The organism is Pseudarthrobacter sp. S6 (genome assembly GCF_050156575.1).
Taxonomy (GTDB): domain Bacteria; phylum Actinomycetota; class Actinomycetes; order Actinomycetales; family Micrococcaceae; genus Arthrobacter.
Map to the genome: position 1 here is coordinate 3765401 of NZ_CP189581.1, position 17948 is coordinate 3783348.

General features: G+C 66.4%; 16 protein-coding genes. 5 read left to right on the top strand and 11 right to left on the bottom strand.

The window, feature by feature from the left end; translation table 11 throughout:
- Window positions 1-54 precede the first annotated feature (54 nt).
- The 3 genes from ACQCS0_RS18085 to ACQCS0_RS18095 all read right to left on the bottom strand — a co-directional run bounded on the left by ACQCS0_RS18085 (window position 55) and on the right by ACQCS0_RS18095 (window position 2017).
- A complete protein-coding gene (locus ACQCS0_RS18085) occupies window positions 55-624 on the bottom strand; it encodes a GNAT family N-acetyltransferase (RefSeq protein WP_354154517.1) in 570 nt (189 codons plus the stop codon).
- Window positions 625-687: 63 nt separating this feature from the next.
- Window positions 688-867, bottom strand: a complete 180-nt coding sequence (locus tag ACQCS0_RS18090) for a hypothetical protein (RefSeq protein ID WP_282330225.1) — start codon at window positions 865-867, stop codon at window positions 688-690.
- Window positions 868-1243: 376 nt separating this feature from the next.
- On the bottom strand, window positions 1244-2017 hold the full coding sequence (locus ACQCS0_RS18095; protein WP_354154516.1) for an oxygenase MpaB family protein: 774 nt from the start codon (window positions 2015-2017) through the stop codon (window positions 1244-1246).
- Window positions 2018-2052: 35 nt separating this feature from the next.
- Between ACQCS0_RS18095 and ACQCS0_RS18100 the strand changes: the two genes are divergently transcribed.
- The 5 genes from ACQCS0_RS18100 to nboR all read left to right on the top strand — a co-directional run bounded on the left by ACQCS0_RS18100 (window position 2053) and on the right by nboR (window position 7060).
- A complete protein-coding gene (locus ACQCS0_RS18100) occupies window positions 2053-2298 on the top strand; it encodes a matrixin family metalloprotease (RefSeq protein ID WP_354154515.1) in 246 nt (81 codons plus the stop codon).
- A gap of 240 nt (window positions 2299-2538) precedes the next feature.
- Complete coding sequence (gene uraD, locus ACQCS0_RS18105) at window positions 2539-3036, top strand: 2-oxo-4-hydroxy-4-carboxy-5-ureidoimidazoline decarboxylase (RefSeq protein WP_354154514.1); 498 nt, start codon at window positions 2539-2541, stop codon at window positions 3034-3036.
- Entirely contained in the window at window positions 3033-3374 is a 342-nt protein-coding gene (gene uraH, locus ACQCS0_RS18110) for a hydroxyisourate hydrolase (protein WP_354154513.1), read from the top strand. The genes uraD and uraH overlap by 4 nt, the downstream gene beginning before the upstream one ends.
- 173 nt (window positions 3375-3547) lie before the next feature.
- The gene (gene aceE / locus ACQCS0_RS18115; RefSeq protein ID WP_354154512.1) at window positions 3548-6313 is read left to right on the top strand and encodes a pyruvate dehydrogenase (acetyl-transferring), homodimeric type; all 2766 of its coding nucleotides are present in this window, start codon (window positions 3548-3550) and stop codon (window positions 6311-6313) included.
- An 84-nt stretch (window positions 6314-6397) separates the two neighbouring features.
- A complete protein-coding gene (gene nboR / locus ACQCS0_RS18120; RefSeq protein ID WP_354154511.1) occupies window positions 6398-7060 on the top strand; it encodes a nicotine blue oxidoreductase in 663 nt (220 codons plus the stop codon).
- Between the two features lie 22 nt (window positions 7061-7082).
- Here the strand turns inward: nboR and ACQCS0_RS18125 are convergent, their stop codons facing one another.
- From ACQCS0_RS18125 to ACQCS0_RS18160, 8 genes are all read right to left on the bottom strand, one after another.
- Window positions 7083-7862, bottom strand: a complete 780-nt coding sequence (locus tag ACQCS0_RS18125) for an SDR family oxidoreductase (RefSeq protein WP_354154510.1) — start codon at window positions 7860-7862, stop codon at window positions 7083-7085.
- 41 nt (window positions 7863-7903) lie between these two features.
- The gene (locus ACQCS0_RS18130; protein WP_354154509.1) at window positions 7904-8647 is read right to left on the bottom strand and encodes an aspartate/glutamate racemase family protein; all 744 of its coding nucleotides are present in this window, start codon (window positions 8645-8647) and stop codon (window positions 7904-7906) included.
- 42 nt (window positions 8648-8689) lie between these two features.
- Entirely contained in the window at window positions 8690-10264 is a 1575-nt protein-coding gene (locus ACQCS0_RS18135) for an NCS1 family nucleobase:cation symporter-1 (protein ID WP_354154508.1), read from the bottom strand.
- A 262-nt stretch (window positions 10265-10526) separates the two neighbouring features.
- Complete coding sequence (locus ACQCS0_RS18140) at window positions 10527-13361, bottom strand: molybdopterin-dependent oxidoreductase (RefSeq protein WP_426939941.1); 2835 nt, start codon at window positions 13359-13361, stop codon at window positions 10527-10529.
- Between the two features lie 2 nt (window positions 13362-13363).
- A complete protein-coding gene (locus ACQCS0_RS18145) occupies window positions 13364-14323 on the bottom strand; it encodes an FAD binding domain-containing protein (protein ID WP_426939942.1) in 960 nt (319 codons plus the stop codon).
- Window positions 14314-15552, bottom strand: coding sequence for an XdhC family protein (locus tag ACQCS0_RS18150; RefSeq protein ID WP_426939943.1), 1239 nt, complete (start codon window positions 15550-15552; stop codon window positions 14314-14316). The genes ACQCS0_RS18145 and ACQCS0_RS18150 overlap by 10 nt, the downstream gene beginning before the upstream one ends.
- A 138-nt stretch (window positions 15553-15690) precedes the next feature.
- Window positions 15691-17217 (bottom strand): NCS2 family permease, encoded by a 1527-nt coding sequence (locus ACQCS0_RS18155; protein ID WP_426939944.1) that lies wholly within the window; start codon window positions 17215-17217, stop codon window positions 15691-15693.
- 15 nt (window positions 17218-17232) lie between these two features.
- On the bottom strand, window positions 17233-17727 hold the full coding sequence (locus ACQCS0_RS18160; RefSeq protein WP_354161586.1) for a nucleoside deaminase: 495 nt from the start codon (window positions 17725-17727) through the stop codon (window positions 17233-17235).
- Window positions 17728-17948: the final 221 nt, after the last annotated feature.

Sequence of the window (17948 nt, forward strand, 5' to 3'; positions counted from 1 at the left end):
CAGCGCGTTTGCAGCAGATGCGACCGTCAGTGGCCCGCGTCAGTTATGCGGCCATTACCGGCCGCCGGTGGCCACCCAGGAACCGAGCGGCTCGGCCGCCACTTCTGTGTCCTCTTTCTCGGTCCCGCACGGCACAAAGCCGCGCGCCTGGTAGTTCGCCAAGGCCGCGGGACCATCGAGGCTGCAGGTGTGGACCCAGACACGGGACACCTGCGGGAGGTCGACGCGTTGCGTCAGCGACCAGGCCGCCGTAATGCCGTGCTCCAGCAGCAGGCCGCCGAGGCCCCGGCCGATCGCCTCCTCGGAAAGGCCGAAATACCTGACCTCCACGTGCGTGCCATCTTCGGCCACGACGGGTTGAAGGTGGACATACCCCCACGGCACGCCCTCACCATAGAGGACCCAGAATTCCGTCCCGGTCACCGCGAGTTCCTCGGCCCACTGCTGCCGCGTCCACTCGAGCCGGTCCGTCCAGTGCCACGGTCCGCCGACCAGGCCATAGAGGAAGCGGCCGAACTCCGGAGTGACTCCATCAGCCCGGTCCAGCCGTGCCTCCTCGGGCAACGGGCGCGCCGTCCAGGCGGGCGGCTGGAGCATCTGGAGCGTTGTGGTGGTGACCTTCATAGACAGCTCAAATTTTCGATCTCGATCATCTGTCAATCCTATTTGCGACCGAGAGTAGGGCGTCTACTCTTCGCCGTTGTCCCGCGCTTCCAGGTGCTTCGCCATGGCCTCGCAGGCCTGGTTCCAGCGAGCCGTGAGGGCCTGCCGGTTCAACGGTTCGAACATGCTGTTGAGGACTTTCTCGACTGCGTCGTATGCGGCGTCCCGAACCCGTTCCTGCGCTGCTTGGCTGTAATAGTTCATGACAGGGATTCGTTGCGGCAACGCCGAAAGATGGTCTGCCACGGCCACCATGGCTGGGCCAGGCGCCGCGGGCAGGGACGGACGACGGCGGGTCCTCCCGCCGTCGTCCTCCCGTCTTTGGTGCTGGCCGTCTTTGGTGCTGGCCGCCGAAGGCGACCTTTTCCCAGGCGAGGATGTCAGCCCCCTTCGCGCTGTTTCCTGCCACGGTGAACCTGACGTAGTTGAAGCGGTTCGATTCCTCGAGGATGGTCCGTACGATTTCACGGAAGCCGGGAACCGCTCGGTTTCGGGGCAATGGACAGCGAGCAACCCCGAAGGCAAGCGAACGACGGCGGGAACCTCCCGCCGTCGTCCGTTTTCCCCGCGCAGTGGTTCCCTACGAGGTGCGGAGCCGGCCAAGGCAGTAGTTTTTTACGCAGTGCCGGACCGGCCGCGGCAGCCGCGGATACACCAGGGCTGACCACCGGGTGGTGCGGTGGAACAGGCGGCTGTGGCGGTCGCTCCACGGCAACCCGAAACCGGCTCGCAAGTGGTCCGGCAGCAGGCCGGCGGTGATGAACCGGATCAGCGGCATGCTCATCCGCAGCCAGAGCGGACCCGCCAGTGGGTACAGGAGGTCGCGTCCGACTCCGGCGGTCACGGCGTCCAGTTCCAGAGTCCGAAGGGACTCGTCCCAGTATGTCCTGAAGGCTGCGCGGTCAGCGGGCCACAGGTCCGCCGGCAGTTGCAGGACCGTACCGATTCTTGCGTAGTCGCTGTACATGAGGTCGGCTGCGTCGTCGTCCAGCGGGCCGTAGATTTTCTCGTAGACGGTGATGGCAGTGTCGTACAAGGTGGCCACCACCCATAATTGCGCCTGGGCATCGAACGCGCTGTACCCGCGGGAGCCGGCGTCGGGTTTTCGACGGACCGCAGAGTGGGCCCGATTGACTTTGCGCCGCACGGCCGCGACTTGGTCCTCGGTGCCGTAAACCACGGCGTAGACGTAGGTGACAGTGGCCCGGAAACGGTCCAGCGGCCGGGCAGTAAAGTCACTGTGCTCGGCGACGCCATGGCCAACCGCGGGGTTGGCGATCTGCAGCAAAATGGCGCGGCCCGCGCCGGCGAGCAATACGCCTTCAGCACCGATATCGGCCAGGGTCCGCACCATGGACCCACGATACGCCCATTGCCGGCGAGCCCTATGTGTTCGTCGCCGGCCAGGTGACCCTCGATGCACCGGGCCTTTCGGAAACACTGGCCTGGCCGGAGGGGCCTGCCCACATCCGTGCGATCCTCATGCACGAGCTGGGGCACGTCCTGGGACTGGACCACGTGGATGATCCCACGCAGCTCATGTATGCGGAAAACAGCGGGCAGTTCGAGTTTGGCGATGGCGACCGTGCGGGGTTGGCGTTGCTGGGAACCGGGGAATGTGTGCCGCGGCTGTAACCGCACGGTAACCACGGCGGGGCGGCTGACCGTTTGCCCGTCAGCGGACGACGGCGGGGACCTCCCGCCGTCGTCCGCTTTCCGTTGTGGCACTTCCCGGCATCGTCCCGGAAGTTGACACCCGCAGGTGCGTGCGGTTGACTTTTGCATATGCTGAAATAACAGTTCCATGATGCGGAATAAAATATCCGCATAGCCTTACACCGTGGATGCCAGCATCGAAACACGAGGACTTGCCTCATGCATCTTGAACAGTTCAACGCGGCCGGCCGCGCCGAGGCCGCCGATTTCCTGCGCCCCTGCCTGGACATCCAACGCTGGATCGACGAGCTCGCCGACGCTCGGCCCTATTCCAGTCCCGACGCACTCTTGGCGGCAGGCCGCGACGCAGCCAATCCCTTCACCCCGGCAGAGATCGAAGCAGCCCTCGCCCACCATCCGCGGATCGGCGAGCGGGCGCAGGGCGACAGCGCGGAAGCCAAGCTGTCCCAGTCAGAACAGGCCGGGCTGGGCGTGGCCGACGCGGCCATCGCCGAGGCCCTGGCTGAAGGCAACCGGGCCTACGAGGAGAAGTTCGGGCAGGTGTTCCTGATCCGCGCCGCCGGCCGCAGCCGGGAGGAGATCCTGGCCGCCCTCAACACCAGGCTCGCTCACACCCCCGAAGCAGAGCAATCAATCATTGGCCAGCAGTTGCGGGAAATCGCAGTGCTCCGACTCGAAGGACTGATGGGCAAATGAGCATTTCCCACGTCACCACCCATGTACTCGATACCGGTTCCGGAAAACCGGCGGCCGCGGTCCCGGTAACCCTCCACATGCTCGACGGCGAGCGTTGGGTCCGGATCGCCGACGGCGCCACCGACGCGGACGGACGCATCAAAGAGCTGGGACCAGAGCGGCTGCCCTCGGGGACGTACCGCCTGGCGTTCGACACAGGCAAGTACTTCGCCGCCAGCGGCACCGAGACGTTCTTCCCGGAGGTGACCCTCACGTTTGGCGTGGTGGAGTCGGAGCCGCACTACCACGTGCCGCTCCTGCTGAGCCCGTTCGCGTATTCCACCTACCGGGGCAGCTGAGTAGTCAGGCAGTACCCCCTTGGCGGCCGCGCGCTGGAGCCCCTCGCCGCCGATTGTGACTGTCTGCTCGCCTTGACGCGCGGATCGTCGCCTAGATAATCTCGACATGCAATAAAGTTTTCTCACAGAACGAAAACTTGAGCCAACTATTCAACGATGAAAAGAGGCTGGACGTGGCTGCAGGAGAAGAGACCTCCCATATCCTCAGCGGGTTGACAAACCAGCTGCCCGATCGTGATCCGGAAGAGACCGCCGAATGGGTTGAGTCCCTGGATGCGCTGATACAGGAACAGGGCACCGAACGTGCCCAATACATCATGCGCAGCCTGCTGCAGCGCGCCGGCGCCCAGAGCGTCGGAGTTCCGATGGTGACCACCACGGACTACGTGAACACCATCCCGGCGGACCAGGAAACGGCGTTCCCGGGGGACGAAGAGATCGAGCGGAAGTACCGGTCCTGGCTGCGCTGGAACGCCGCCATCATGGTGCACCGGGCGCAACGGGCCGATATCGGCGTGGGCGGACACATCTCCACGTACGCCGGCGCCGCCACTCTGTACGAAGTCGGGTTCAACCACTTCTTCCGTGGCAAGGACCACCCCGGCGGCGGCGACCAGGTCTTCTTCCAGGGCCACGCCTCCCCCGGCATGTACGCCCGCGCGTTTATGGAAGGCCGGCTCTCCGAAGAGGACATGGACGGATTCCGGCAGGAAAAGTCCAAAGAAGGCCACGCGCTCTCCTCCTACCCGCACCCGCGCCTCATGCCGAAGTTCTGGGAATTCCCCACCGTGTCCATGGGCATCGGCCCGATGAACGCGATCTACCAGGCCCAGTCCAACCGGTACCTGCACAACCGCGGCCTCAAAGACACCTCCGACCAGCAGGTCTGGGCGTTCCTGGGCGACGGCGAAATGGACGAGCCCGAGTCCCGCGGCCTGCTCCAGCTCGCCGCGAACGACAAGCTCGACAACCTGAACTTTGTGATCAACTGCAACCTCCAGCGCCTCGACGGACCCGTCCGCGGCAACGGCAAGATCATGCAGGAACTCGAAGCGTTCTTCCGCGGCGCGGGCTGGAACGTCATCAAGGTCGTCTGGGGCCGGGAGTGGGATGACCTGCTCACCCAGGACTCCGACGGCTCCCTGGTGAAGATCATGAACGAAACCCCGGACGGGGACTACCAGACCTACAAGGCAGAATCCGGCGGATTCGTCCGCGAGCACTTCTTCGGCAAGTCCCCGCAGACCAAGGACATGGTCGCGGACCTCTCCGATGATGAAATCTGGAACCTCAAGCGCGGCGGCCACGACTACCACAAGGTCTTCGCCGCGTATAAGGCAGCCACCGAATTCAAGGGCAAGCCCACCGTCATCCTGGCCAAAACGGTCAAGGGCTACGGACTCGGACCCCACTTCGAGGGCCGCAACGCGACCCACCAGATGAAAAAGCTCACCCTCGATGACCTGAAGAAGTTCCGCGACTACCTCCGCATCCCCATCACGGACGAACAGCTCGACGCGGACCTCTACCGGCCCCCGTACTATCACCCCGGGATGGACTCCCCCGAGATCCAGTACCTCATGGAACGCCGCCGCACCCTGGGCGGTTTCGTCCCCGAGCGCCGGCCGGACCACGCTCCGGTGGAGCTGCCGGACGCCAAAACCTATGAGGTTGCCAAGCGCGGTTCCGGCAAACAGCAGGCCGCCACCACCATGACCTTCGTACGCCTGCTTAAGGACCTGCTCAGGGATAAGAAGTTCGGGCACCGTATTGTCCCGATCGTTCCGGATGAGTCCCGGACCTTCGGCATGGACGCGTTCTTCCCCACGGCCAAGATCTACAATCCGGACGGCCAGGCGTATCTGTCCGTGGACCGGGACCTGGTCCTGGCCTACAAGGAATCCGCCCAGGGCCAGCTGATCCACCCCGGCATCAACGAAGCCGGCGCGGTCGCAGCGTTCACGGCCGCCGGCACCGCCTACGCCACCCACGGCGTCCCGCTGATCCCGGTCTACGTGTTCTACTCCATGTTCGGCTTCCAGCGCACCGGTGACGCCTTCTGGGCCGCCGCGGACCAGATGACCCGCGGCTTCATCATCGGCGCCACCGCCGGCCGGACCACCCTGACCGGTGAAGGCCTCCAGCACGCCGACGGCCACTCCCCGATCCTCGCCTCCACCAATCCGGCCGTACTCACGTACGACCCGGCCTACGGGTACGAGATGGGCCACATCATCCGCGACGGCATCGAGCGCATGTACGGACCGGCCGCAAGCGGCGATGGAACCGGACCTGTAGCCGATAAGAACCTCATGTACTACATCACGGTCTACAACGAGCCCATCTCCCAGCCGGCCGAACCTGAGAACCTCGACGTCAACGGAGTGCTGAAAGGCATCTACCGGGTGTCGGCGTCGGGTCTTGAAGGGCCCAAGAGCCAGATCCTGGCCTCCGGCGTCTCCGTCCCCTGGGCTCTTGACGCCCAGCGGATCCTCGCCGAGGACTGGGGTGTCTCCGCCGACGTCTGGTCCGTGACGTCCTGGAACGAACTGCGCCGCGACGGGCTAGCCGCCGAGGAAGAGGCGTTCCTGAACCCGGGCAAGCCCGCCCGCGTCCCGTTCGTCACGCAGCAGCTCGCCGATGCCCAGGGGCCAGTGGTGGCGGTGACCGACTACATGAAAGCCGTCCCGGACCAGATCCGCCAGTTCCTCCCGCACCAGTTCGCGTCGCTCGGAGCTGACGGCTTCGGCTTCTCCGACACCCGTGCAGCTGCCCGCCGCTTCTTCAAGAACGACACCCACTCGATTGTGGTGAAGACTCTGCAGTTGCTGGCTTCGCGCGGCGAGGTAGACGGCGGCGTGCCCGCCTATGCGATGGACCGCTACAAGCTCCTGGACGTCAACGCCGGGACCACCGGCGGCACCGGCGGCGACGCCTGACTCACTCGTCGAGACACACGTTGACGGCAGTGTTCCCCGGGAACACTGCCGTCATTTGTCATGTGGCTGGATTAGGCTGGGGCGATGGCTGACCTGGACAAACCACGCACGACGGCGGTGCTGCTAGCCGCCGGCGCCGGGACGCGGCTGGGGCTCGGGCCCAAGGCGTTGCTCCGGTTCCGCGGCAGCACTCTCGTTGAAGTCCTGGCAGACGTGCTGCTCGCGGGCGGCTGCCGGGAAGTAGTGGCGGTGCTCGGCGCGGACGCGGTAACGGTGCGTGCCGCCACCGACCTGAGCCGGCACCGGGTCATCGACAACCCGGACTGGGCCGGCGGAATGGGAAGTTCGTTCCGGGCCGGGGTCGCCGCAGCAGCCCCGGAGGACCATGTGCTTATCGCGCTGGTGGACCAGCCCGGCCTGACGGCAGAAACCGTCGCCAGAATGCTGGCATCCCATCAGCCTGGCCGGGTGGCGGCGGCCGCCTACCGTGGCCCGGACGGAAATCTCCGGCGGGGGCATCCGCTGCTCCTGGATTCCAGCCTCCGGGCTGAGGCCGCCGACACTGCAACCGGCGACGCCGGGGCACGCCATTTCCTCCAGGCCCACCCGGAACTGATCGACCTCGTGGACTGCAGCGACCTCTCCGGCGGCGAAGACCTCGATACCCCCGGGCAGCTCCACCTGCTCGAAACAACAACGCGGGGTCAGATACGGCCCATAAATCCTTGCAACATGGGCCGCATCTGACCCCGCGTTGGTTTCATCGCGCTTAGCCCCGGCCGATGAACGGCATTCCGGCGGCGGTGATCACCACCGAGCCCACACTGGCCGACGGCGGCATGCCAGCCATCAGGAGCACGGCACGCGCGGCGTCCTGCACCGGGAAGGTGGGCTCCACCCTGCGGCTGCCGTCAGCCTGCAGGGCTCCGGAGTCCACGCCGATGGTGGCCATGATGTCCGTGGCTGTGTTTCCGATGTCGATCTGGCCGCAGGTGATGCCGAAGCCCCTGCCGTCCAGCTCAATGCTCTTGGTCAGGCCCGTCATGGCGTGCTTGGTGACGGTATAGGCCACTGTCCGCGGCCGCGGCGAATGCGCTGAAATGGACCCGTTGTTGATGATCCGGCCGCCCTGCGGGTTCTGGGATTTCATGGCCCGGACGGCCGCGGCGGCGCACAGCATCGAGCCGGTCAGGTTCACCGCCACCACAGCGTCCCAGTCGGGAATGCTGATTTCATCCACCGACGCCGCCGGGCCGAACACGCCGGCGTTGTTAAACAGCAGGTCAACCCTCCCCCACGTCCCGGCGGCAGCAGCGAAAAGGCGCTCGACGTCGTCGGGCACTGTGACGTCGCAGGGCACAGTGAGCGCCTGGCGGTGGCCGGCCGCGGACTCCAGCAGCGGAGCCTCACGGCGGCCGGCCAACACCACGCGGTAGCCGTCGGCCAGCAGGAGCCGCGCCACGGCCCTGCCAATTCCGGAACCGGCACCGGTCACGACGGCGACCGGTGCCGGCCGGTGGGGTTGTACGGGCCGGTGGGTTGCAGTCATGGGGTCGCTCCTTGTGTTGAGGCCGGGCTGTTGACCGCGGCCTAAGGTGCGGCGGGTACTTCCGCCGCCGTTAGGGGCCAGCCTATGACTGTCTTGGGCCGCGGAGTGGCATACGTCCGGACCTTTGAGGTGCTCAGCCGCAGCCGGACCAGCGATTCCGCAATCGTGACAGCAGCCGCCACGCCGTCCACCACGGGGACGCCCGCCCGCTTGCGGATCTCCTCATCCAGGCCGGCCATGCCGCCGCATCCAAGCACAATGACTTCCGCTTTGTCCTCGCGGACGGCGAGCAGCGCCTGTTCGATGATGGCTTCCACAGCGCGCTCCGGCTCCTCCTCCAGTTCCAGGACGGCCATGCCACTGGCCCGGACCGAGGCGCACCGGGCGTCGAGACCGGCCAGCTTCAGCCGGTCCTCGATCAGCGGAACGGCACGGTCCAGGGTGGTGATCACGGAGTACTTGTGGCCAAGGAACATCGCGGTGCTCGCGGCCGCCTCGGTGATGTCCACGACCGGAACGTCAAGTAGCTCCTGGAGCCCTTCGCGGCCGTGTTCGCCGTAGCCGGCCTGGATGACGGCGTCGAAGGGTTCCGGGTAGCTGACCACGGCGTCCATGACGGCGATGGCCGCGAGGTAACTCTCAAAGTTCCCCTCGCAGGAGTCGGCGCCGAAGCGGGGAGTGATTCCCACGATCTCCGTCTCCGGAAGCGCAGCCATCCGTGCCTGAGCGGCGATCGAATCGGTCATGGACTGAGTGGTGTTGACGTTGGCCACAAGGATGCGCATGGTGCTTTTCTCTTTCGGGAAAGGTAATTCGGGACAGGTACGTCAGTGGGCGCTGGCGACGGCGATTGACTCGCCGTCAACGTCGTCGAGCCGCTGCCTGCGGTCCGAGATGACGTAGTAGACCACCGCGGCGATGCCGGCCGCGACGAACCACGCGAACGGGGCGGCGGCTTCCAGCGCCGGAACAAAGGCGATCAGGAGCGCGATGGCGGCAGCCGGCACCATGGCGATGATGGCCCGGGGATTGAAGCCGTTCTTGTAGAAGTAGGCACCCGCCGGGTCCTCGGAGTAGAGCTCAAGCACGTTGACCTTGCCGCGGCGAATCAGCCAGTAATCGGCCATCACCACGCCGAACAGCGGGCCAAGCAGCGCACCAAGTCCGCCCAGGAAGTACACAATCACCAGCGGGTTGTTGTACAGGTTCCACGGCAGGATGATGAGGCCGATGGTGCCACTGACCCAGGCCGCTTTGCGGAAGTTCAGGTGCTTCGGGAAGAGGTTGGTCAGGGCGTAGACGGGGGCTACAAAATTGGCCATCAGGTTCACGGCGATGGTCAGGATCAGCAGCGCGAGGCAGGCCAGGACAAGGAACAGTGTGTTCGGGATGGTCTGGACAATGTCCGACGGGCTCTGGATGACCGTGCCGTTGATCTTGAACTGTCCACCGGCCATCACCACCACGATCGCGCCAAAGAGCAGCATGTTGATGGGGATGCCCCAGAAGTTACCGCGGACCACTGCCTGCTTGGAGACCGCCGACCGGGTGAAGTCGCAGAAGTTCAGGACGAACGTCCCGTAAATTGCCACCCACAGGGCACCGCCGGCAAAGATGGTGCGCCACATTTCGGCGCCTTCAAGCGCGTTGTCGCCGGCCCAGGCGATGGAGCCGCCGGCTTCCACGAAGATCCAGACGGCGATGGCCGCCATGGTGACCAGGATGATCGGCCCGGCGAACGCCTCATACTTGCGGATCATCTCCATGCCGAAGCTGACGATGACCAACTGGATAATCCAGAGGAACACGAACGATGCCCAGCCCAGGGTGGACAGGCCGAGGATGGAGTTGGTGTCCAGCTCCCGCAGGGAAGGAACCATTGCCACCAGCATGACGCGGAGCACCACGGAGGCGAGGTAGGTCTGGATGCCGAACCAGGCCACGGCCACCGCCCCGCGCAGGAGGCTGGCGATCTGGGCGCCCCTGATGCCGAAGCTGATCCGGCTCATGACAGGGAATGGGACGCCGGTCTTGACGCCCATAAAGCCGGAGAGGCTAAGCAGCGCAAACAGGAGGACAGCTCCGACTCCCAGGGCGAGGAGGATCTGCCAGCCGCCCAGCCCGAGGGCGAAGAGTCCGATGGCGAACGCGTAGTTTCCAAGGCTATGGACGTCGTTGGCCCAGAGCGTGAAAATACTGTAGCTGGTCCAGCGGCGACCTTCGCGCTTGGTCGGGGCCAAGTCGATGTTGTACAGGGTGGGGCTAATGGTCCGGCCGGAGGCGGCGCTGGCGGCATCGCAAAGCGCATCGACACCCATGGAGGGGTGGGCAGCTTTGCCCTCGTCAATGTCAACGGCTGGCCCGGGTGTCGGATCGACGCCGGTCAACGGGGTTGTCTGCATCGTGGTCTCACTTCTTGAAGATGTCTTCCAGGTGTTCCGCAGTGTGATTAATGCCGGAAACGACCGGAAGGAGCGTCGTTGCAATTTCCACAATACGGAAAATGGGTATCGAGTAGTGAAATAACGGTATGACCCGGATCACGCATCAGTCAAGGGTTGCCGGAACAGGCCCGGTCACAAACGGTTGCTTCGACAGCAACGCGGGGTCAGATCTGGCCCAATAAACCCTCCTCCATGGGCCGTATCTGACCCCGCGTTGGTTTTAGCGGGTGTGGATTAACGTTCCTTCCTTCAGGCCCAGGTAGATCTTGTCCCGTCCGATCGGCAGCTCCGCGAACCGGACCCCCGTGGCGTTCCGGATGGCGTTGGCCAGCGCCGGCGCCACGGGATTGAACGGGCTCTCACTCATGGACTTTGCGCCGAGCGGGCCCATTTGGTCGTTGGTGGAAGCGAAGTAGACCTCGCTGCGCGGCACGTCCGCGAAAGACGGGATGTGGTACTGCCGCAGGATATCCGTGGTGACCCGGCCGTCGTCGTCCACCCGGACCTCCTCATACAGTGCAGCACCCAGCGCCTGCGCGATGCCGCCTTCGATCTGGCCGCGGCACTGCCGCGGATTGACCACCACACCGGCGTCGGCGGCCTGCACGCTCTGCAGGATCCGCAGCTCGCCTGTACCCGTGTTGACCGCTACCCGGAAGCCGTGGACGTTGAACGCCACTGATCGCGGGGTCCCGTCCCAGTTGCCCTCGACGGCAAGCTGCACGCCCTGGTGCTGCGCGGCGCCATGGATTTCCTCGAGCGGAACCCGCCGCCCGGCACAGTCCACGCCGCCGCCGTCGAGCACGCACTCGGACTCCGGAACGCCGGCCAGCGCCGCGGCGACGGTGACGATCCGGGAGGCGAGCTCGGTAGCCGCCATCAGGGTGGCCTTGCCGGCCACTACCGTCCCGGCCGAACCGAACGCACCGGTGTCGTGCTCCACCAGGTCGGTATCGGACTGCCGCACGGCCACCTTGCCCGCCGTGGTGGCGAGTGCCGTCGCGGCCAGCTGCGCGTGCACCGTGGTGGTGCCGTTGCCGAATTCGGCGGTCCCGACGTCGGCCGCGAAGGTGCCATCCGGGAGCAGGCTCACGCGGGTGTGGGCGAAGTGGCCGCGGGGCGGGACCGTGTCGATCATGGAAAGCGCGGAACCTTCGCCGGTGACCCAGTCCGGGCCGAGGTCGTCGAGCCCGGCGTCGCGGTAGCGCTGCTTGCCGCGGTCCAGGGCATCACGCACCAGGGAGATGCACTGGTCCAGGCCGTAGCTGCCGTAGTGGACGTCCTCCTCCGGCTCGGGCGTGGTGGAGAGCATGTCATCGCCCTCGCGCACCATGTTCCGGCGCCGGAATTCCAGCGGATCCATCCCGATGCCAACAGCCAGCTCATCGATGGCCGACTCGATCGCGAAGATCATCTGGCTCAACCCGTAGCCCCGGAACGCCCCGGCCGGCACGGTGTTGGTGTAGACGGCATGCGCGTCCACTTTCTTGTTGGCGCACTTGTACACGGCCAGCGATTCGCCGCAGCCGTGGAACATCACGCCGGGCGCGTGGTTGCCGTACGCGCCGGTGTTGGTGACCACGTCCAGCTGCAGCGCGGTGAGGAGCCCGTCCTTTCCGGCGCCTGCCTTGAGCTTGATGGTAAAGGGGTGCCGCGTGGTGGTGGCGGTGAACTGCTCCGAGCGCGTGAACTCCACCTGCACCGGCCGTCGAAGCGTGAGTGCGGCGAGGGCAACGAGGTCCTCGGTGAGCACCTCCTGCTTGCCGCCGAAGCCGCCGCCAACGCGACCGGCCAGAACGCGGATGCGGTCCTCCGGCAGGTCGAACACCCGGCCCAGCGTGCGCCGGACCAGGAACGGGACCTGGCTGGAGGTCCGGACCACGAGGCGGTCTTCGGCATCGAGCCAGGCGATGGAGGAATGCGTTTCCAGGGCGACGTGCTGCACGCGCTGGGTCCGGTATGTGTGCTCGTGGATGAAGTCGGCCACGGCGAACCCGTCCGCAACGCTGCCCAGCTCCGAATGCAGCTCGGCCACCACGTTCTGCCGCGGGCGCGAGATTCTGGCCTTCCCGGCGTCCTTATCCCCGTGCAGGGCTGGAGCGCCGGGGAGCATGGCGTCCTGCGGGCTGAAGACGGTGTCCAGCAGCTCGTATTCCACGTGCAGGGCGCGGGCCCCGGCCTCGGCGGCACCCACGGATTCGGCCACAACGGCGGCCACCCGCTGGCCGATGAACCGCACCACGTCATCGAGGACGCGGGTGTCGTCGGGGTCATCGGTGTAGAGCTCGTGCTGGGCCGTGGAGAAGTGTTGAGCCGGGGCGTCCTCGTGGGTGAAGACCGCGACGACCCCTGGCACCTGGAGTGCGGCCGTCCTGTCGATGGAGACGATCCGCGCGTGCGCGTGGGGTGAGCGCAGCAGCTTCAGGTGCAGCAGGCCTTCGAGCTCTTCCGCCGGGACGTCGAGGGTGTAGCGGGCCGTGCCGGTGACGACGGCGGCGCCTGCCGGGGCGGGCACGTTGTCGCCGAGCTGCCCGGCCCGGGATGTTGTGGCTGCGGCCGCGGCGGTGCCATCCGTGGAAGCCGGACGGGCCGCAGGATCTGCCACGCCGCCGTCGTGATTGTGCCTGTTGTGGGTCCCGCAGACGGCGTCCGCGATGGAGCGGTAGCCCGTGCAGCGGCAGAGGTTGCCCTTGAGGCTGCGGGGCAGGTTGGCCTTCTGCGCGTCATCGAAGGTGGCGGCGGTCATCATCATGCCGGCGGTGCAGAAGCCGCATTGGAAGCCCTGTTCGGCCAGGAACTGTTCCTGCACGGGGTGCAGCGCACCGCCCTGGGCGAGGCCTTCGATGGTGGTGACGGCCTTGCCCTCGGCGCGGACGGCCGGGTAAATACAACTGTGTACGGGGGTGCCGTCCACGTGGACGGTGCAGGCCCCGCAGTCGCCGCCGTCGCAACCCTTCTTGACGCCGAAGTTGCCCTGTTCGCGCAGAAAGCTGCGCAGGCACTGGCCGGGGCGGGGTGTGGCCGGGGCGGCGGTTCCGTTGATTTCGATAGCCATACTCAGGCCTCCTTCTGCTGTTTGGGGGTTGATGCGGGTGCGGGTTGCGCACTCGGTTGCGCGCTCGGCTGCGGCGACAAGGCGTGCGGCCGGCCGGCCGGTCCGGTCCAGAAATCGCCCGAGACGGTGACCCGTTCTTCCAGCAATTCCGCACGGATCTCCTCGGCAAGCCGGAGGGTCATGTCCCGGCGCCATTCGGGCAGCCCGTGGAAGTCGTCGTGGTACAGCTCCGCGGGAATGGCCTTCCCGACGGCGGCCGCCAGTGCCGCGGGGCCAGCCATCTTGGCAGCGGTGAACCGCAGCTGCACGGGGCGCTTCGTGGCGGCCGTGACGGTGACGGCGAGGCCGCCGTCACCGTCGCGCCGTCCGATCAGCAGCACCCCGGAACGGCCGAGGTTGCTGAGCGAGAGCCGCCGGAAAGCCACTTTCGCGGACAGGGCCGACGCCGGGATGTGGATGCTTCGCAGGAGTTCCCCTGGTGCCAGGCTGTTTTGCCCGTCCCCGGTGATGAACGTGGCCACCGGGACCGTGCGGCTGGTGCCGCCGGGGCCGAGGATGGTGGCGGTGGCGTCCAGCCCGGCGCAGAGCGAGATCATGGGTCCCGCCGGCAGCGAGGTGCACAGGTTGCCGCCCACGGTGGACATGTTCCAGATCTTGAAGGATGCCACGAAGGAGTCGCAGCACGGCCGGAACAAGTCCAGGCCAGGCCAATTCCTGCCGGCAACGGACTCCGAAGCCGGCAGGGCGTAGAGCTCCGCGACGGTGCACGTCGCGGCCAGTTCAATCCCGGCGTCGCTCACGGTCACCGCCGGCCAGCCCGCTTCACCCAGATCCAGGAGCCGTTTCAGGACAGTACTGCCGTAGGAGAAGAGCACCGTGCCGCCGGCGAGCCAGGCATCGCCGTCGCGCCAGTCGGTGGGGTCCGTCGTTGGGACGACTTCCTGGATGGTGTTCATGTCCATGGGCCCTCCTGGCGGGGTTCGTGCGTGCGGGGTTCGTAAGAGTGGCGTTCTGGGTGGTGGATGGGGCCGCTGCCGTCCTTGAGCGAAGCGGCCGTGGGCGCTTCCTTCGATGCGGCCACACGGGACACGAGGATCTCGGCGGTGATGGAAACCGCGACTTCGGCCGGGGTGACTGCGCCCAGGTCCAGGCCGATGGGTGAATGGAGCCGCTCCAGCGCTTCAGCCGGCGTCCCGTCCGCCAGCAGCGCGTCGATGCGCTGGCGGTGGCTGCGCCGCGACCCCATGGCGCCCACATAGGCGAGGCCCAGGCCGAGCGCGGTTTCCAGCAGCGGGATGTCGAACTTGGGGTCGTGGGTCAGCACGCACACCACGCTCCGGCCGTCCACGCGCCCTGCGGCAGCTTCGGCGGCAAGGTAGCGGTGCGGCCAGTCCGTGACCACACGGTCGGCGGCGAGGAAGCGGCCCTGGCTGGAGAAGGCCGGCCGGGCGTCGCACAATGTGACGTCATAGCCCAGCAGTTTCCCGGCCGGCACCAGTGCGGCGCCGAAGTCGTTGGCGCCGAAGATCAGCATCCGGGCTGGCGGCAGCCGGCTTTCCACAAACAGGGTGATGGGCTCCGGCTCAGGCACCGTGGTCCCCCAGCCTTCGGCCGGGGGCAGCCGGACCAGGCCGGCCCGGCCACCGCGCAGCAGGGGTTCGAGCTGCACGGCTGCCGCCCGGATCACGGAGGCATCGCCGCCCAGCAGGGCTGCCAGTGCGGCCGATCCCGCTACCGTGAAGCGAGCGGGATCGGCCACCAGCACGGGTCCTCCCCCGGACACGCCGCCGGCGTCCAGCCGGCGGATGATGGCGAGGGAGGATGGCGCGTCTGCGTGGGCAAAGCCGCGCAGGGCGGCCAGGTGCAGGCCGGCGGTTCCGGTCGGCTGGATGTGGACTTCCAGCTGCCCACCGCAGGTCAGTCCGACGGCGAATGCGTCCTCGGCGCTGTAGCCGAACGCCTCAAGGCGGCTGCCGCCGTCGCGCATTGCCGCAAGCGCGGCCTCCACCACGGCGCCCTCTACGCATCCGCCGGACAGGCTGCCCAGGACGTCCCCGTGTTCGGAGACCACCATTGAAGTACCGAGCGGCCGGGGCACGGAACCGCAGGCGGCCACGATGGTGGCGACGGCGCAACGCTGGCCGGAGACCGCGGGCTGCCACCTTCCCAGTGAGGGGATCAGATCCAGCATGGCAACACGTCCTTTACCACTGGGGTTCCGGACGGAAAGCCTGTCCGGAACAGAGCGCGGTCTTGCCTCATAGTCTCATTCCTTGCAGGTGTAGAGGGAGGGTCACGGTGGTTGGATTGAGGCGCCCGGATGGGCGGGTTACGCGCCCAGCAGGACGTTGATCGGCCCGCGGGCGAAGTAGATCAGGAAGCCCACGGTGACCACCCACATCAGCGGATGGACCTTCCTGCCCCTCCCGGACGCCGCGCTGATGACCGCGAAGGAGATGAATCCGACGCCGATCCCGTTGGCGATCGAGTAGGTCAGCGGCATGGTGACGATGGTCAGGAAGGCCGGCAGTGCGATCGAGAACTTGCTGAACTTGATCTCACGGATCTGTGCCATCATCATTGCGCCCACCACTACCAGGGCGGCAGCTGCCACTTCGAGCGGCACCACCGAGGTCAGCGGCGTAAAGAACATCGAGCCCAGGAACAACAGTCCGGTGACCACGGAGGCCAGGCCGGTGCGGGCGCCTTCGCCGATGCCGGCCGCGGAGTCGATGTACACCGTGTTCGACGAGCCGGACGTCCCGCCGCCCACCACTGCGCCCAGACCTTCGACGATGAAGGCCGACTTCAGCTTGGGGAACGTGCCGTCCTTGTGCGCCACGCCGGCACTCTTGGCAAGCCCGGTCATGGTGCCCATCGCGTCGAAGAAGTTGGTGAACACCAGGGTGAAGACCAGCATGATGGCGGCCAGGCCGCCGATCCTTGAGAACGAGCCGAAGAGATCGAACTGGCCCACCAGGCTGAAGTCCGGGAGGGACACCAGCTGGCCGGACAGCACCGGGGTGTTGAGGTGCCAGCCACCGGGGTTGTCGGCGCTGCCTGGACCGATATGCATGGTGGCCTCAACGACGGCGGCGAGGGCAGTTGTGGCGACGATTCCGATCAGGAGGCCGCCTTGGATCTTGCGGGCAACGAGGATGCCCATGACCAGCAGCCCGACGATGAACACGAGGGTGGGGATGGAGGTGATGGAGCCGTCGTTGCCGAGCTGGACCGGCGGGCCGCCCTTGGTGGGGCGGACGAACCCGGAATCCACAAAGCCGATGAAGGCGATGAACAGGCCGATGCCCACGGTGATGGCGGCCTTGAGTTCCTTGGGGACTGCCCTGAAGATCGCCGTCCGGGCCCCCGTGGCGCCGAAGAGGACAATCAGGACGCCGTTGATGACCACCAGGCCCATAGCTTCTGGCCAGGTGACCTCCTGAATGACCGCGACGGCGAGGAAGGAGTTGATGCCCAGGCCGGCCGCGAGCCCGAAGGGCAGGTTTGCGACGAGGCCGAACACGATGGTCATAACGCCGGCGGTGAGGCCGGTAACGGCTCCCACCTGCGCTGCCGGAAGCCAGCCTCCGGCGACGTCGGTGGGGGCGTTCTCGGCCGAGAAGCCGCCCAGAATCAGCGGGTTGAGGATCACGATGTAGGCCATCGTGAAGAACGTGACGATGCCGCCGCGGAATTCGCGGGCCAGCGTGGAGCCACGCTTGGTGATCTGGAAGAAGCTGTCCAGGAAGGATTTTGCCGCCGGGGGGCGGGGTGCCGCTGTGTGCCCTGCGCCTGCGGGCGCAGCCTGCTTTTCAGTTGCCGATCGCATTTCTGCGGGGTCCAGGATTGTCATGTCAGCCACCGGACCCTAGTAGTCAATCCTGGAGTCGAGCGTGTTCCAGGTGTTGAACGGTTCCAGGATGGCCGGGGCCTGGGGGTGACCCAGTTCCAGCTTGGCGACCGGCATCAGTGCATCCCGGTCTTCGTTCTCGAAGTACTCGTAGAAGACGGCGTCGTCAAAGCCCACGGAGGCGGCGTCGTGCCGGTCTGCGGCGAAGACCACATTGCCGATCCGGGCCCACAGGGCTGAGGCCAGGCACATGGGGCAGGGTTCGCAGCTGGTGTAGAGAGTGGCTCCGCTGAGATCGAACGTGCCGAGTTCGCGGCAGGCGTTGCGGATGGCGGTGACCTCGGCGTGGGCTGTGGGGTCGTTCGTGGCGGTGACCCTGTTGACGCCTTCGAAGGCGCGGCCATCCGCGGTGACTATGACGGCGCCGAACGGGCCGCCGCTGTTCAGGACGTTGGCTGTTGCCAGTTTTATGGAGGTGGCCAGGAAATGTTCGGCCGTGACGGTGGTACTCATTTTGCGACTTCCTTAGTGGCAAGGAAGCCCAGTAACCCTGAGACGGGGGACGCGCCAGTGAGATGGCTACCAGGCTTCAGCATGTGCTTTTGAAGGTTCGCCTGGTAGATAGCTTCCCGGAGTCCGGGTGCCCGCCTTTGGCAAGGTCGAGATTAGCACCGGATGTGTGAGTGGCGCCATAGTTTCTGAAAACTTAATTTCGTGATGTGAAATTGCGTAGC